13 protein-coding genes and 1 pseudogene are annotated in these 15630 nt (G+C 70.2%); 8 read left to right on the forward strand and 6 right to left on the reverse strand.

Annotated features, from left to right (window positions below; genetic code table 11):
- The first annotated feature begins 99 nt into the window (after positions 1-99).
- From HD596_RS17575 to HD596_RS17600, 6 genes are all read left to right on the forward strand, one after another.
- A complete protein-coding gene (locus tag HD596_RS17575; protein WP_185070360.1) occupies positions 100-1428 on the forward strand; it encodes an ABC transporter substrate-binding protein in 1329 nt (442 codons plus the stop codon).
- A complete protein-coding gene (locus tag HD596_RS17580) occupies positions 1428-2339 on the forward strand; it encodes a carbohydrate ABC transporter permease (protein ID WP_185070361.1) in 912 nt (303 codons plus the stop codon). Before HD596_RS17575 ends, HD596_RS17580 begins: the two co-directional genes overlap by 1 nt.
- Positions 2336-3145, forward strand: coding sequence for a carbohydrate ABC transporter permease (locus HD596_RS17585; protein ID WP_185070362.1), 810 nt, complete (start codon positions 2336-2338; stop codon positions 3143-3145). Before HD596_RS17580 ends, HD596_RS17585 begins: the two co-directional genes overlap by 4 nt.
- A 3-nt stretch (positions 3146-3148) precedes the next feature.
- Complete coding sequence (locus HD596_RS17590) at positions 3149-5272, forward strand: glycoside hydrolase family 43 protein (RefSeq protein ID WP_185070363.1); 2124 nt, start codon at positions 3149-3151, stop codon at positions 5270-5272.
- Between the two features lie 3 nt (positions 5273-5275).
- Positions 5276-6742, forward strand: coding sequence for an arabinosylfuranosidase ArfA (arfA, locus tag HD596_RS17595; RefSeq protein ID WP_185070364.1), 1467 nt, complete (start codon positions 5276-5278; stop codon positions 6740-6742).
- 94 nt (positions 6743-6836) lie between these two features.
- A complete protein-coding gene (locus HD596_RS17600; RefSeq protein ID WP_185070365.1) occupies positions 6837-7448 on the forward strand; it encodes a hypothetical protein in 612 nt (203 codons plus the stop codon).
- A gap of 73 nt (positions 7449-7521) precedes the next feature.
- On the opposite strand, the gene HD596_RS17605 is transcribed toward HD596_RS17600, so the two are convergent.
- From HD596_RS17605 to HD596_RS17615, 3 genes are all read right to left on the reverse strand, one after another.
- Positions 7522-9018 carry a M28 family peptidase gene (locus HD596_RS17605; RefSeq protein WP_185070366.1) on the reverse strand — a complete coding sequence of 499 codons (1497 nt, stop codon included), beginning with the start codon at positions 9016-9018 and terminating at the stop codon, positions 7522-7524.
- A gap of 127 nt (positions 9019-9145) precedes the next feature.
- The gene (locus HD596_RS17610) at positions 9146-10645 is read right to left on the reverse strand and encodes a M28 family metallopeptidase (RefSeq protein ID WP_185070367.1); all 1500 of its coding nucleotides are present in this window, start codon (positions 10643-10645) and stop codon (positions 9146-9148) included.
- A gap of 120 nt (positions 10646-10765) precedes the next feature.
- A complete protein-coding gene (locus HD596_RS17615) occupies positions 10766-11713 on the reverse strand; it encodes a DNA polymerase domain-containing protein (protein ID WP_313044401.1) in 948 nt (315 codons plus the stop codon).
- A 50-nt stretch (positions 11714-11763) separates the two neighbouring features.
- On the opposite strand from HD596_RS17615, the pseudogene HD596_RS17620 reads away from it, so the two are divergent.
- Positions 11764-11895: pseudogene (locus tag HD596_RS17620) on the forward strand (histidine phosphatase family protein); the annotation flags it as partial.
- Between the two features lie 96 nt (positions 11896-11991).
- On the opposite strand, the gene HD596_RS17625 reads toward HD596_RS17620, so the two are convergent.
- Positions 11992-12627 (reverse strand): maleylpyruvate isomerase family mycothiol-dependent enzyme, encoded by a 636-nt coding sequence (locus HD596_RS17625; RefSeq protein ID WP_185070369.1) that lies wholly within the window; start codon positions 12625-12627, stop codon positions 11992-11994.
- A gap of 63 nt (positions 12628-12690) precedes the next feature.
- Here HD596_RS17625 and HD596_RS17630 point away from each other — a divergent pair, with 63 nt between their 5' ends.
- Positions 12691-13116: a MarR family winged helix-turn-helix transcriptional regulator gene (locus HD596_RS17630; RefSeq protein ID WP_185070370.1), complete on the forward strand. Its 426-nt coding sequence runs from the start codon at positions 12691-12693 to the stop codon at positions 13114-13116.
- Here the strand turns inward: HD596_RS17630 and HD596_RS17635 are convergent.
- Entirely contained in the window at positions 13113-15221 is a 2109-nt protein-coding gene (locus tag HD596_RS17635; RefSeq protein WP_185070371.1) for a carbon starvation CstA family protein, read from the reverse strand. The two genes, HD596_RS17630 and HD596_RS17635, sit on opposite strands and share 4 nt — an antisense overlap.
- Entirely contained in the window at positions 15218-15571 is a 354-nt protein-coding gene (locus tag HD596_RS17640) for a hypothetical protein (RefSeq protein ID WP_185070372.1), read from the reverse strand. Before HD596_RS17640 ends, HD596_RS17635 begins: the two co-directional genes overlap by 4 nt.
- Positions 15572-15630: the final 59 nt, after the last annotated feature.

Raw genomic sequence — 15630 nt, forward strand, 5'->3', positions numbered from 1 at the left:
CCTGGTTTACAACGATGTAACGAACTGGCGCCAGGCAATTTACAACGTTGGAACCAACGATGTAGAACGTCCGTAACCCCACGGGCAGGAGTGATTGGCATGTCCCTCGACAACCTCTCCAGGCGGCGCGCACTGGGCCTCGGCCTCGGTGCGCTGGTCATCGGCGCCGCGGGCTGCGGCGGAGGCGGCGGCCCCAAGCAGGTGCAGGCACCGGCAACCACGGCGGCGCCCACCGAATACACCGGTCCCTCGGTCTCGCTGAAGTTCTGGAACGGCTTCACCGGCGGCGACGGCCCCGTCATGAAGAAGCTGGTGGACCAGTTCAACGCCGAGCACCCGAACATCAAGGTGTCGATGAACGTCTACAAGTGGGAAGACTATTACGCGAAGGTCCCCGCGGCCGTGTCCGCCGGCCAGGGCCCTGACCTCGGCATCATGCACGTCGACAGCGTCGCCACCAACGCGGCGCGGCAGGTGGTCCTGCCCCTCGACGACGTGGCCAACGCGCTCGGCCTCACCGAGGCGGACTTCTCCCCGCCGGTCTGGAAGGCCGGCGTCTACAAGGGCGCTCGCTACTCGATCCCGCTCGACGTGCACCCGCTCGGCCTGTTCTACAACAAGACGGTCATGAAGCAGGCCGGGCTCGACCCGGAGCAGCCGCCCAAGACCGGCGAGGAGTACATGGCGGCGCTGGAGGCGCTGAAGAAGGCGGGCATCCAGGGGCACTGGGCCACGCCGTTCCCGTTCACCGGAAGCATGCAGTTCGGGACGCTGCTCTACCAGAACGGTGGGCAGCTCTTCGCCGACGACGCCAGTGCCTCGCGCTTCGCCGAGGACCCCGGCGTGCAGGCCCTGACCTGGCTCGTCGACCTCGTCAACAAGGGCTACAGCCCCAAGAACGTCGGCCAGGACGCCGACTTCATCGCCCTGCAGAACGGCAAGGCCGCGTTCAACTGGAACGGCATCTGGTCCATCAACACGCTCAAGGAGATCAAGAACCTGGAGTGGGGCGTCGCGCCGCTCCCGCAGATCGGGTCGGAGCCGGCGGCGTGGGCGGGCTCGCACCAGTTCGTGGTGTTCAAGCAGGGCACGCCCGACCAGAACAAGCTGACCGCGGCCAAGGTGTTCATCAACTGGATCAGCGGCCACTCGCTGGAGTGGGCCAAGGGCGGCCAGGTGCCGGCCCGCAAGTCGATCCGCGACAGCGCGGAGTTCGCGGCGCTGAAGGAGCAGGCCACGATCGGCACCCAGATCGACTACCTGTACTTCCTGCCGTCGGTGGCGGGCATCGGGGACGCCTCCGCGGTCGTCGACCAGGCGATCAACGCGGCCATCCTGCTCAAGAAGAGCCCCAAGGACGCGCTCACGGAGGCCGCCGCCAAGGCCGACAAGATCCTTGAGGCCAACCGGAAGAAGTACGGCGCCTGATGGTCGCGATCTCGGCGGAAGAGACTCTGGAGCGGGAGGTGCGCATTCCCCGATCGGGCAAGGCGACGCCGTACCTGTTCCTGGCGCCCTACCTGATCCTGTTCTGCGTGTTCGTGCTGGCCCCGGCCCTGTTCGGGATCTGGGTGAGCCTGCACGACTGGGACTACATGCTGGAAGGCAAGCCGTTCGTCGGCCTGGACAACTACACGGCGCTGTTCGACGACCAGTCGCCCGTCTACGGCGACTTCTGGATGTCGATGCGGGCGACAGGCATCTTCACCGTGTTCAGCGTGCCGTTCCTGGTCGTGCTCCCGCTCGGGGTGGCGTTGCTGCTCAACCGGCCCTTCCGGGGCAGGACGCTGTTCCGGGGGCTGTTCTTCGCGCCGTTCGTGCTGGGCGTGGCGGTGGTGTGCCTGATGTGGCGGCTGCTGCTCGACCCGAACCTCGGCCTGGTCGACTGGATACTCGGCACCCCGATCCCCTGGACCACCGCGACGCCGTGGGCGTGGATCGCGCTGGTCGGGGTGACGGTCTGGTGGACGCTCGGGTTCAACGCGGTGATCTACCTGGCCGGGATGCAGGACATCCCGCGCGAGCTGTACGACGCGGCGAAGGTGGACGGCGCGGGGCGGTGGGGCGAGTTCGTCCACGTCACGCTGCCGGGGCTGCGGCCCGTCGCGCTGTTCGTGGTGACGACGACGATCCTGGCCTCGGCGAACATGTTCGGGCAGTCGTACCTGCTGACCCAGGGGGCGCCGGGCGGGGGCACGCGGACCGCGATCATGTACATGCTCCAGCAGGGGCTCAGGGAGTACAAGATGGGCAGCGCCTCGGCCATGAGCTACCTGCTCACGCTGCTGCTGATCCTGGTCAGCGTGGTCAACTTCCGGCTGTTCAGGACCCGGTCATGAGGCGCTACACGGGCCTGCTGGCCCTCGCCGTGCTGTTCGTGGGGCCGCTGGTGTGGGCCCTGGGCGTGTCGTTCAAGACGCAGACCGAGGCCACCCGGGTGCCGCCCACGCTGCTGCCCGCCGAGCCGACGACGTCCGCGTACGGGACGGTCTTCCAGGGCACCACGGACACGCCGGTGCTGCGCTGGTTCGCCAACAGTCTCATCGCCGCCACGGCGCACATGCTGCTGGTGCTCGCGGTGTCGTCGCTGGCCGCGTACGCGCTGGCCAGGCTGGAGTTCCGCGGCAAGAAGCTGATGTTCGGCGTGATCGTCGGCACGCTGCTGGTGCCGGGGTTCGTCTTCCTCATCCCGCAGTTCCTGATCGTCGACCAGCTCGGCTGGCTGGACAGCCTGACGGCCCTCGTCGTGCCGGGGGCGGCGGGCGCGTTCGGGGTGTTCTTCCTGCGGCAGTTCTTCGTCGGGCTGCCGCGCGAGCTGGACGAGGCCGCGCTGATGGAGGGCGCCAACCACTGGCACATCTTCTGGCGGATCACGCTGCCGCTGTCGCGGCCCGCGCTGGCCACGCTGGCGGTGCTGAGCTTCCTGTCCAACTGGAACGACTTCATCTGGCCGATCTACGTGATCTTCAGTCCCGAGTACTTCACGCTGCCGCCGGGCCTGTCGATCCTGCAGGGCGCGTACACGATCCACTATCCGGTGATCATGGCGGGCGCGGTGCTGGCCAGCATCCCCGTCCTGATCCTCTTCAGTCTGACCCAGCGGTACGTCATCGAAGGCATCTCTCGTAGTGGCCTGAAGGGCTGACACATGCACCTGGCTGTCATCGCCACGCTGATCCTCTCCCTCTTCACCAATCCGGTGTCCGGCTCCTTCTCCGACACGTTCGCCGACCCGTCGGTGATCCGCGGGCAGGACGGCTACTGGTACTCCTACGGCACGTCGGACCCGCTGCGCGAGGGCGAGAAGGTCCTGCACCGGCTGCCGATCGCCCGCTCCGCCGACCTGGTCAACTGGACCTACATAGGGGACGCGTTCGGGCCGGACAACCTGCCGTCGTACGCGGCGCCGGGCAGCCTGTTCTGGGCGCCGGACATCCGCTACCTCGACGGCCGGTACGTCATGTACTTCACCGTCACCGACACCGCCACCACGCCCGCCAACTGGGACTACTCGATCGGCGCCGCCACGGCGCCCACGCCGGCCGGGCCGTGGACGCACATCGACGCCCCGGTCGTCGCCCCGCGCCCCTCGGGCAACTCGTACTGGAACACGATCGACCCCTCGCAGTTCACCGACGTGGACGGGCGCAAGTACCTGTACTTCGGCGGGTTCTTCGGCGGCCTGTGGGTGACCGAGCTGTCCGCCGACGGGCTGCGCGCCACCGGGCAGCCGCAGCAGGTCGCGATCGACAACAAGTTCGAGGGCGCGTACGTGGTGCGCCACGACGGCTACTACTACCTGCTCGGCTCCTCGGCGAACTGCTGCGCCGGCCCGACCACCGGCTACTCGGTGCTGGCCGGGCGCTCGACCAGCCCGCGCGGGCCGTTCGTCGACCGCGAGGGCGTGCCGCTGCTGGCCTCGCGCGCCGGTGGCACCCCCGTCCTGGACCAGAACGGCAACCGCTTCATCGGCACCGGCCACCACGCCCAGCTCACCGACCTTTCCGGTCAGGACTGGATGCTCTACCACGCCATCGATCGAAGCGACCCGTTCCTGGACGAGCCGTACGGGATCAACGAGCGCCCCATGCTGCTGGACCGGCTGGACTGGATCGACGGCTGGCCGGCCGTGCGTGCGGGGGCGGGCCCTTCCGAGCAGTCGCGGGAGACGCCGGTGACCCGCGGGGTCGTGGACGATCGGTTCGCGGGCGATCTGTCGGGCTGGCGGAACACGGCCGGCTGGACCGTACAGGATGGACATGTCCGTGGCCAGGGCACGCTCATCAGCCGCAAGTCACTCGGCGGGGACATCCGCGTCGAGACCGACCTCAAGACGGACAAATCCGCAGGAATCCGCATCGGCGGCACGACCGCGGTCGTTTCGCGCGACGGGCTGACGCTCACCTCGGGCGGCACGTCCCGTACGGTGCCGCTGCCCGGAGGGGCCGCGACCTGGCACAACCTGGCCGTCACCGTCAAGGGACGGACGATCACCGCCGAGGTGACCGAGGCCCGGCTCCGCGACCCGCAGGCGAGCCTCACCGTCACCGGCAGCGCGAACGGCCCCATCGGGCTGGTCGCCGACGGGGTCGCCGACTTCGACAACGTCTCCGCCGCCCCGCTGTTCAAGGCCGTCACCAGGGCGGCGCCGACGCCGCGTACGGGCAGGCTGCTGGACGCCGACGAGTTCACCGGCGCCCTCGACTCCCGCTGGACCTGGGTGCGGCAGGACGCCGCGGCCAAGGTCGAGGAGGGCGTGCTGCGCTGGCCCGTCCAGGGCGCCGACCTGGTCGGGGCCGACAACAAGGCGTCGGTGCTGCTGCGCGAGGCCCCCGAGGGCGACTACGTCGTGGAGACCAAGGTCACGCTCGACCTGGGCGAGGACGCCGTACGCAACTACCAGCAGGCCGGGCTGGTCGCCTACGCCTCCGACGACGACTTCGCCCGCCTGTCCCAGGTCGCCATCTGGAACACCCGCCAGGTCGAGTACGGCCGCGAGCTGACCTTCGCCGGCCGCCTGTCCTACGGCGGCAACATCGTCGGCCCGCCCGCCAGGACCACCTGGCTGCGGCTGGCGCACCACGTGGACCCGGCCAACGGGGAGCACGAGTTCCGCGCCGGATCCAGCCGCGACGGCAGGACCTGGACCTGGGGCGGCGTGTGGACCTTCCCCAAGGACACGGCCGTGCGCATCGGCCTGGTCGCCCACGGAGGGGCCCAGCCGGCCGTCAACGCCGACTTCGACTACGTACGCGTCTACCGAGGAGCCTGACCCGTGCCGCAAGCACACCTGACCCTTGACCCCTCCTTCCGCATCGCCCCCGTCAACCGGCGCCTGTTCGGCTCGTTCGTCGAGCACATGGGCCGGTGCGTCTACACCGGCATCTACGAGCCGGGCCACCCGGCGGCGGACGAGAACGGCTTCCGCACCGACGTGCTGGAGCTGGCCCGCGAGATGGGCGTGAGCGTGGTCCGCTACCCGGGAGGCAACTTCGTCTCCGGCTACCGCTGGGAGGACGGCGTCGGCCCCGACCGGCCCGCCCGGCTGGACCTGGCCTGGCGGCAGATCGAGACGAACGCGTTCGGGCTCAACGAGTTCATGACCTGGACCCGGGCCGCCGGGGTGGAGCCGATGATGGCCGTCAACCTTGGCACCCGGGGCCTTCAGGAGGCGTGTGACCTGCTCGAATACGCCAACCATCCCTCGGGTACGCAGTGGTCGGACCTGCGGGTCAAGCACGGGGTGACCGACCCGTACGGGATCAGGCTGTGGTGTCTCGGCAACGAGATGGACGGACCCTGGCAGATCGGGCACAAGACCGCGCACGAGTACGGACGGCTGGCGAACGAGACCGCCAAGGCCATGCGGCTCGTCGACCCCGGCATCGAGCTGGTGCTGTGCGGCAGCTCCAACAGCGGCATGCCGACGTTCGGCGCGTGGGAGGCCACCGTGCTCGAACACGCCTACGACGCGGTCGACTACCTGTCGCTGCACAACTACTACGAGGAGAACGGCGACCTGCCCGGCTTCCTCTGCAGCGCCGTGGACATGGACCGCTACATCTCGGCCATCGTGGCCACGGCCGACCACATCGGGGCGAAGCTCCGGCGCAAGAAGAAGATCAACCTGTCCTTCGACGAGTGGAACGTCTGGAACCAGAGCCGGTTCACCGGGCGCGAGCGCTCGCCGTTCCAGGAGGCGCCGGAGCTGATCGAGGACACCTTCACCGCCGCCGACGCCGTGGTGGTGGGGGACTTCCTCATCACGCTGCTGCGGCACGCCGACCGGGTGAGCATCGCCTGCCAGGCGCAGCTCGCCAACATCATCGCGCCGATCAGGACCGAACCCGGCGGCCCGGCCTGGCGTCAGACGATCTTCCACCCGTTCGCGCTGACGGCCCGGCACGCGCGCGGCACCGTGCTGCGGGTGGAGCCGTCCGGGCCGCTCCTGGAGACCGAACGGTACGGCGAGGCGCCCGCGCTGTCGGCGGTGGCCACCGTCGACGGGTCCCGGGTGGCGCTGTTCGCCGTCAACCGCTCGCCCGACCAGGACCTCGACCTCACCGCCCGGCTCCCGGCGGCGGTCCGGCCGGTGTCGGCCTCGGTGATCGCCGCCGGGGACGACCCGCACCGGGTGGAGGCCCTTCCGCAGCCGCTGACCGTACGGGCTGACGGTGACCGGATGACGGCGCGGCTGCCCGCCGCCTCGTGGACGATGATCCTCGCGGAGTGCGAAAGGTAGCACTTGAGGCGTGTCGTCCGGGTTGACCTTGACGCGACGTCAACGTGTCTAATCGGGGGCGACCGGGCCGACAGAGCCGAGAGTGGGGGACCCGATGGTCAGAGCCGCGCTGCGGATCGTGGTGTTCGAGCTGAAAGGGCTGCTGGCCATCGGGCAGTGGATCCTGCGGCGTCGTGACGGCGTGCCGGCGGGGGCGACCGTCGTGACGTACGCGAAGGGGCAGACGTTCATGCTGTCGCTGATGTTGTTCGCGATGGCGGTCGAGACCGTGGTGGTCGATCTGCTGCTGGTCGCGATGGACGTGCCGGCGTGGCTGCGGTTCACGGTGCTGATCGGCGACGTGTACGGGCTGCTGTTCGGGGTCATGCTGGCCGCGGCCTGCGCCACCAGGCCGCACGTCATCACCCCGGACGAGCTGCGCGTCCGGTTCGGCGTGTACGTCGACGTACGCGTACCGGTCGAGCGGATCGCCGCCGTGCGGACCAGCCGCAACTACAACGAGAGCAGCATGGTCGCCGCCAAGGACGGGCGGCTGAGCGTGGCGGTCTCCTCGCAGACGAACGTGACGGTCGAGCTGACCGAGCCGGTCGCCTTCGTGCGCCCGTTCGGCCGCCGGGGGGAGGCCACTTCGATCCGGTTCTTCGCCGATGAGCCGGAGAAGGTCGTGGCGGCGCTGCGTACCGACCGGACCGCTGAGGCCGCCTGATCCGGGGTCTCGCGGGCCGGCCCCCGGGAGGGGCTGAGGGCCGGGCCCGCGACAGGCCCGGCCCTCAGAGCGGTCAGCGGGTGATCTTGACGTCGTCCACGCCGGCCTCCACCAGGGAGGCGCCCGAGGCGTCGGCGGCGTCGATGAGGATGCGGACGGTCTGGCCCGCGAACGCGTTCAGGCTGGCCGTGGCCGTGGTCCAGGCGCCGTTGCGGTTGGCGGCGGCGCCCGCCTGGTTCAGGACCGTGGTGGTGGTGCTGCCGACCACGCGGACGCGGAAGTAGTCGGCGCTGGAGGCGTTCGAGCCGTGCGCCAGGTACCACGAGAACGACAGGTTCAGCGGGCCCGTGGACGGGAGCGTGATCGGGGGCGACTGGATCGAGGAGACGCCGCCGTCGAGGTCGTAGTCACCGGCGGACGCGCCTGCCAGGCGGCCCGTGACCAGGTCGTTCGTGCCGCTGACCGTGGTGCCGAGCTGCTTGGCGCCGCTGGAGGTGGTCGCCTCGGGGTCGCCGCGCTCCCACTGGCCGGTGGTGGCGGTGTCGGTGCTCGACGGGTTGACCGTCCAGCCGTTGGCCGTCTCGAACGTGTCCTGCCAGACCACGACGGGCGGTACGGCGGTGGCGATCGTCCACACCGAGTACGCGATCGCGTCGGCGTTCCGGTCGAGCGCGGTGTCGTTGATGTTGGACGAGGTGTCGCAGGAGCGGTGGTAGCAGGCGTCGAACGCCTGGCCCGCGGTGCCGCCCCACAGCGTGGCCTGGGCCGAGCTCTTGATGCCCTCCGCGCCCGTGAACGTGCCGCCGGCCGGGATGCCGACCGCGATGAAGGGGCCGTAGTCGGAGCGGCCGTCGAAGTCGGTGCCCCGGGTCGGCACGCCGATCGACGTGAAGTAGTCCTGGATGACCTTCTCCAGCTCCGCCGATCCGGCCGGGCCGGGACCGGAGCCGGTGCCGTCGGAGTTGTCGCCGTCGTATACGAAGTATCCGGGGTTCGGGGAGCCGACCATGTCGAAGTTGAGGTACCCCTTGATCCGCGCCCGGTCGGCGGCCGGCAGGTTGTTCACGTAGAACTGCGACCCGCGCAGCCCCAGCTCCTCCGCGCCCCACCAGGCGAAGCGCAGGTGCTTGGCCGGCTGGAGCGCCTGGCGCGACACTTCGAGCGCGGTCTCCAGGATGGACGCGCTGCCCGAGCCGTTGTCGTTGATGCCGGGACCGGCGGTGACGCTGTCGAGGTGCGCGCCGACCATGAGGATGTCGTTGGGGTCCCCGCCCGGCCAGTCGGCGATGACGTTGTAGCCGGTGGCGCCGTTGTAGGTGAACGACTGGAGCGTGGTGGTGAAGCCCGCGGCGTCCAGCTGGCCGCGTACGTAGTTCGCGGAGGCCAGGTAGCCCGGGCGGCCGTGTGCGCGGTTGCCGCCGTTGGCGGTGGCGATGGACTGGAGCTGGGTGAGGTGGGCCTTGACGTTGGTGAGGGAGATGTCCGGGGCTGCTGCGGCCTGCGCCGGCACGGCCGTCAGGGCGGTGATGGCCAGGGATAACGCTGTTGCCGCGACGATGATCGATCGCATTGCGGCGCCTCCATCCGAGGTCGAGGGTGGGAGATCCCGAGATGGTGCTCGTTGGAACCGGTGGTGCCGTGGTGCCAAGGTGGTGCCCGGGTGGGCGGAGAGGTGCCGCCCACCCGGTGTGGAGCCGTCAGGCGGCCGTCTTGGCGGCCAGGAGCGCCGCCGCGGGCGCGGTTCGCGGCGGGATGGAGCGCAGGTCGAAGGCGAAGCGGGCGACGGAGTCCGCGATCGCGTCCAGGTCCACGTCCAGCGCGGTGTCGTTGATGTTGGCGATCGTGTCGCACGCCTGGTGGTAGCAGGCGTCGTACGCGGCCCCCGCCGTGCCGCCGAACAGCGCCGCCTCCTCGGGCGTCTTGATGCCCTCGGCGCCGGTGAAGATCCCGCCCGCCGGGATGCCGACGTCGATGAACGGGCCGTAGTCGGAGCGCCCGTCGAAGTCGGTGCCGACGGTGGGCAGGTTGCGCGCGCCGTAGAAGGCCTCGAGCTGCTTCTCGATCCGGTCGGATCCGGGCGGCCCGGCCGGGGAGCCCTCGTTGTCGGAGTTGTCCCCGTCATACAGCTTGTACGCGTAGTTGGGCGAGGCCACCATGTCGAAGTTCAGGTAGACCCGGATCCGGTCGCGCTGCGTCTCCGACAGCGACGCCACATACTGGTCGGACCCGAGCAGCCCGATCTCCTCGCCCGCCCAGAAGGCGAAGCGGACCTTGTTCTTGACCGGGTAGAGCGCCATCTCCTCGGCGACCTCCAGGATGGACGCCGAGCCCGAGCCGTTGTCGTTGATGCCGGGACCGGCGGTGACGCTGTCGAGGTGGGCGCCGACCATCACCACGTTGCGCGGGTCGCCGAAGCGGGACTCCGCGATCACGTTGTCGTTGGTGCCGAGCACGAGGGTGGAGTCGACCTTGAGCCGTACGGTCGCCCCGGCCGTGGCCGCCAGCTCGTTGCCGACCGCGAAGTCGGCGAAGACCATCGGGACCCCGGCCCGCCACTCGCCGATGTCGAGCGGGAACGCGTCGGTCCGGCCCGGCTGTCCCTCGTTGAACACGATGATCCCGGACGCCCCGGCGCGTCCCGCGTTGCGGATCTTCAAGGCGAAGGCGCACGTGCCGCGCTGGATGAGCGCGATCCGCCCGGCCACGAACCCGTCGAAGTCGGACGCCTCGCAGCCGCTGGTCGAGGTGGGCGCCGGGGTCGGCGGCAGGATCAGGTCCACGCCCTGGACCTGCGCGGTCACGTCACCGGCGGGGGAGGGCTCGAAGGAGAAGAAGTCGTCGTTCGGCACGTACGTCTTCGAGCTGGGCGCGGTGAGGTTGAGCGTGGGCGGGGAGTTCTCGGTCCAGCTCTGGACAAAGTTGATCGGCTGGAGCGTGACCTTGTATCCGGCCTTGCGTAGTTTGCCTGCCACGTAGTCGCGGGAGGCATCGTAGCCGGGGGTGCCCGCGGCGCGGGTGCCGCCGTTGGCGTCGGCGATCGCCTGCAGGGCGCCGAGGTGCTTCTTGGCGTTCGGGCCCTTCACCTGCTTGACGAGCAACTTGGCGAAGAGGTCGTCAAGGCCGCCGGCGTTGGCCGGGGTGGTCAGGGCCAGTGGTAGGGCCAGTGCGGTGAGCAGTGCGATGGCGATTCGACGCATAAGGGTTCCCCTGGTGGACGAATGCGATGATTCCCCCGAGCCGCCACGTGAACGTAACCCGGCAGAGGATCACTGAGAAGGCCCACTAGGGCGTCAATATCCGGAGATATCCGGATGAGGTCACTCGGTGCGGCGGGCGCGGGCGCGCCGCTTGCCCTCGTGCATCGCCTGTACGCGGGCGACCGGGATCGTGTGCCCCTCCTCGACCAGGTCGGCGGGCAGCCGCTGCGGCTCGGGCATGGACTCGGCCCACGGGTCGCCGTCCTTGAGCAGCCCGGCCGCCGTGTGCACGGTGAAGTCGGCGGGCACGACCTGGTCGAGCGACTCCCACGCCACGGGGAACGACACGGGCGCGCCGGGGCGTACGCGCGGGCTGTAGGCGGCCGCGACCGTGGCCCCGCCCGCCCTGGTCGAGTCGATGAACACCTTGCCCGCGCGGTCCTCGCGGATGAACGCCGTGGTGGCCAGCGCCGGATCCACCCGCTCGGCCCGGGCCGCCAGCGCGCGCGTGGCCGCGGCCAGGTCCTCCATGCCCGTCCCCTCGGCCACGGGCACGAACACGTGCACGCCCTTCGCCCCGCTGGTCTTCACCGCGCCGGCCAGCCCGGCGTCCTCCAGGGCCTGGCGCACCAGGAAAGCCCCGCGCACGGCCAGCTCGAAGGCGTCGCTGCCGTCGGGCGGGTCGAGGTCGAGGATCAGGTGGGTGGGATGGGAGCCCACGAACAGCCCCGGGTGGTACTCCACCGCCCGCTGGTTGGCGAACCAGAGCAGCGTCCTGCGGTCGTTGCAGAGCGCGTACGTCACCTGCCTGCGCGACGCCTCGGCCCACACGGAGACCGACTGCACCCATTCGGGGGCGTACTTGGGCAGGTTCTTCTGCATGAACGGCTCCTGCCCCGGCCGTACGCGGATGACCGAGAGCGCCCGGTCGCGCAGGACCGGGATGATCCGGTCGGCGACCGCGTCGAGGTAGTCGACCAGGTCGCGCTTGGTCGCGCCGGCCCCGTCGAACAGGGGCTGGTCGAGGTTGGTGAGCGCCACCCCGTCACGTGTCTCATCGCCGGCCACCCGCCCTACGATGCCCATGACGTGCCTACCAGGTCAACAACTGGAGCCCGATGACTCGCTACCTCTACCTCACCCGCCACGGCGAGGCCACGCCGGACGAGACCGGCCTGACCGCGAACGGCCGCCGCCACGCCGCGCTGCTGGGCGAGCGGCTGAAGGACGTCCCCCTCTCCGCCGTCCACCACAGCCCGCTCCCGAGGGCCGCCCAGACCGCGCGCCTGATCGCCGAGCACCTGCCGTGCTCTTCTTCAACGACATGGCGCACCTGCCGCCCGAGCTCAGGTGGACCGGATTCCCGCCCGAGCTGCGCCTGTAGCTCCCCGCAGGCCGGCCAGCGCGGCCGGCCGCCCGCTGAGCAGCAGGAGCAGCGCCTGTACGGGCCCCTCGACCACGTCCCCCTCGCCCGCCGACCAGTCCACGTCCGTGGCCACGAGCCGCAGCCCGCGCAGGCGCCGCTGCGGATGGAACGGGAAGCCGCGCTCCCAGATGTGCACGGCGCAGGCGCGGGCCGCCTCCAGCGGCATGGCCCGGTCGAGGCCGAGCGGCACGGCGATGTCCTGGGCGTGGACCAGCACGTCGAAGAGCGGGTCGAGCGGCTTGGTCGCCGGCGCCCGGCGGCGCGAGGTGGCAGACTCGCGCAGCTGTGCGACGAGCTCGCCGACCGGCAGCCTGGCGTGGCGTACCGCCGTGTCGTGGACGAACCGATCGAAGCTCCCGCGCGCCCGGACGAAGTCCACCATCGCCCGCGGGACGCTCACCCTGGTGGCGAGGGCGAGGTGGGCGGCCACGTCGCGGACCCGCCAGCCCTCGCAGAGCGACGGCCGCTCCCAGTCGCCGGCGGACAGCGAGCCGAGCAGGTCGGCCACGCCGCGCCGCTCGATCTCGAGGGCGGCCCAGATGTCTTCCTGGTTCATCGCACCCTCCCAATTGCTAAGGTGGCCTTAATATAAGGCTTCCTGAGCGATTGGAGAAGGGGCATGGCCGCCACTCATCCACCGCACGTCATAGCCCTGCTCTACGAGGCGTACCTGCGCCTGCAGGACGTCGTGCTCGACGCCGGCAAGACGTACGACGCCCGCATCCGGCCCGCGCACTCGGCGGTGTTCTTCCACATGGAGCACGACGGCATCCGGCTGAGCAGGCTCGCGGAGAAGGCGCAGATGACCCCCCAGGCGATGGGGGCGCTGGTCGACGACCTGGAGGAGCTGGGCTACCTGCGCCGGGTGCCCGATCCGGCCGACCGCCGGGCCAAGCTCATCGAGTTCACCGAGCGCGGCGACGAGGCGCTGAGGGTCGGCTACACCGCGATCGACGACGTCGAACGGCGCCTCGCGGCCCTGCTCGGCGAGGACGGCCTCGCCGAGCTGAACGCCACGTTGGGCCGCGTCATCGACGCCTTCTAGCCGGCCATCTGCTCCCGCTCCTCGCGGGTGGGGATCAGCCCGGCGGGCGCGAGGATCTTCGACTCCTCGAACGGCGCCTCCGTGGTCGGCAGCGGCTCGCGCGACCTGACGGCCTTCACCCACACGCGCAGCGCGTCGAGGATCACGATGATGATCAGGACCGCGAACAGCGCCGCCAGGATCCCGTCCACGGTGGAGTTGAGCACGATCTGCTCCATCGCGTCCCGGGTCTTGGCCGGCGCGAGCAGCTTCCCCTGGTCCAGCGCCGTCTGGTAGCGGTCGCGCTGGGCGAAGAAGCCGAGCGTGGGGTCGGGGGAGAACACCTTCTGGTAGCTGGCCGTCAGCGTGACGGCCGCGTCCCAGGCCAGCGGCACCCCCGTCACCCAGGCCCACTTCAGCCGGCCGCTCTTGATCAGCAACGTCGTGGCGACCGTGAGCGCCACGGCGGCGAGCAGCTGGTTGGCGATGCCGAAGAGCGGGAACAGCTGGTTGATGCCGCCCAGCGGGTCGTTGACGCCCACGTACAGGAAGTATCCCCAGGCCGCCACGACCACGGCGCTGGCCGCCACCAGCCCCGGCCACCAGCTCACCCTGGAGATCGGCTGCCACAGGTTGCCCAGCGTGTCCTGCAGCATGAACCGCCCCACCCGGGTGCCCGCGTCGACCGTGGTGAGGATGAACAGCGCCTCGAACATGATCGCGAAGTGGTACCAGAACGCCTGCAGCCCCGCCCCGCCGATGAACCCGGAGAAGATCTGCGAGATCCCCACCGCCAGCGTGGGCGCGCCGCCCGTCCGGGCGATCAGGGTCTGCTCCTGTACGGCCGCCGCCGCGGCCTGCAGCTGCTCCGGCGTGATCACGAAGCCCATCTCGGTGACCGCCTGCGAGGCGCTCTGCACGGTGGCCCCGACGACGCCGGCCGGGGAGTTCATCGCGAAGTAGAGCCCGGGGGTCAGCACGCAGGCCGCGGTGATGGCCATGACGGCCACGAACGACTCCATCAGCATGGAGCCGTACCCGATCATCCGGACCTGGGTCTCCTTCTGGATCATCTTGGGCGTCGTGCCGGACGAGATCAGCGAGTGGAACCCCGACAGCGCGCCGCACGCGATGATGATGAACACGAACGGGAACAGCGACCCGGCGAACACCGGGCCCTTGCCGTCGAACGCGAAGTCCGTGAACGCCGGCGTCCTCAGCGTGGGCATCGTGACGGCGATCCCGATCGCGATCAGCACGATGGTGCCGATCTTCATGAACGTCGACAGGTAGTCGCGCGGCGCGAGCAGCATCCAGACGGGCAGCACCGCGGCGACGAACCCGTACGCGATGAGCCACAGCGCCAGCGCGGACGGGCTCAGCGTGAAGAACGGCGCCCAGCTCGACTCCTGCACCCAGCCGCCGGCCACGATCGACAGCAGCAGCAGCGCGACCCCGATCACGGTGATCTCGACGACCTTGCCCGGCCTGATCACCCGCAGGTAGAAGCCCATGAACAGGGCGATCGGGATGGTCATGGCGATGGAGAAGACGCCCCAGGGCGACTTGGCCAGGGCGTTGACCACGACCAGCGCCAGCACGGCGAGCAGGATGATCATGATGGCGAAGACCGCGACGAGCGCCGCCACCCCGCCGACCGGCCCGATCTCCTCGCGGGCCATCTGGCCCAGGCTGCGGCCGTTGCGCCGCATGGAGAAGAACAGGATGACCATGTCCTGCACGGCCCCCGCGAAGATCACTCCCGCGACGATCCAGATCGTGCCGGGCAGGTAGCCCATCTGGGCCGCCAGCACGGGCCCCACCAGCGGCCCCGCCCCGGCGATGGCGGCGAAGTGGTGGCCGAACAGGATCCGGCGGTCGGTCGGCTGGTAGTCGATGCCGTTGTCGAGCCGCTCGGCCGGGGTGGCCCTGCGGTCGTCCGCGCCCAGGACCCTGCGGACGATGAAACGGGCATAGAACCGGTAGGCGATGGCGTACGAACCGAGCGCGGCGGCCAGCAGCCAGACCGCGTTGACGTTCTCCCCTCTGGACAGGGCCAGCACGGCCCACCCCGCGGCCCCGACGAGCGCGACCGCCGTCCAGATGATGATGGAACGTAACTTCACCGGTTACCTCCCATATGCGAAGGGCCATACAGGGGTCGGCCCAGGCAGCAGCGCAGTCCGGCGTCCGGCGGCAGATCGGTCGTGAACCGCCGCCAGCGCCACAGCGGGCGGCAGTCGATCGTGACGGGGAGTTCGGCGAGATGCACCCAGGCGGTCGGATGGGCGTACACCTTCTCGTCCTCGTCGCCGAGCCGGCGCGCTCGCCGGGGGAGCCGGGAGCGGGGTAACGGGCGGACCGAGAACTCGCCCGCGTCGGCGCAGCAGAGGCCGGTCACGTGCCAGTCGAAGAACACCACTTCGTCGTCGCGCAGTGCTTCACGGGCGGCCGGCGTGAGCGTGACACGGGGCATCTGTGGCTCCTGAGGACCAGGTAGCTCAGAAATCAACGACGGCCTTACCCGCTGCCGCC

Source organism: Nonomuraea jabiensis (genome assembly GCF_014204795.1).
Lineage (GTDB): Bacteria > Actinomycetota > Actinomycetes > Streptosporangiales > Streptosporangiaceae > Nonomuraea > Nonomuraea jabiensis.

Excerpts from the sequence above, each read along its gene's own strand:
- HD596_RS17585 (WP_185070362.1), top strand. The coding sequence starts at position 2,336 with ATGAGGCGCTACACGGGCCTGCTGGCCCTCGCCGTGCTGTTCGTGGGG.
- HD596_RS17640 (WP_185070372.1), bottom strand. The coding sequence starts at position 15,571 with ATGCCCCGTGTCACGCTCACGCCGGCCGCCCGTGAAGCACTGCGCGAC.
- HD596_RS17580 (WP_185070361.1), top strand. The coding sequence starts at position 1,428 with ATGGTCGCGATCTCGGCGGAAGAGACTCTGGAGCGGGAGGTGCGCATT.
- HD596_RS17605 (WP_185070366.1), bottom strand. The coding sequence starts at position 9,018 with ATGCGATCGATCATCGTCGCGGCAACAGCGTTATCCCTGGCCATCACC.
- HD596_RS17625 (WP_185070369.1), bottom strand. The coding sequence starts at position 12,627 with ATGAACCAGGAAGACATCTGGGCCGCCCTCGAGATCGAGCGGCGCGGC.
- HD596_RS17600 (WP_185070365.1), top strand. The coding sequence starts at position 6,837 with ATGGTCAGAGCCGCGCTGCGGATCGTGGTGTTCGAGCTGAAAGGGCTG.
- HD596_RS17590 (WP_185070363.1), top strand. The coding sequence starts at position 3,149 with ATGCACCTGGCTGTCATCGCCACGCTGATCCTCTCCCTCTTCACCAAT.
- HD596_RS17575 (WP_185070360.1), top strand. The coding sequence starts at position 100 with ATGTCCCTCGACAACCTCTCCAGGCGGCGCGCACTGGGCCTCGGCCTC.
- HD596_RS17610 (WP_185070367.1), bottom strand. The coding sequence starts at position 10,645 with ATGCGTCGAATCGCCATCGCACTGCTCACCGCACTGGCCCTACCACTG.
- HD596_RS17630 (WP_185070370.1), top strand. The coding sequence starts at position 12,691 with ATGGCCGCCACTCATCCACCGCACGTCATAGCCCTGCTCTACGAGGCG.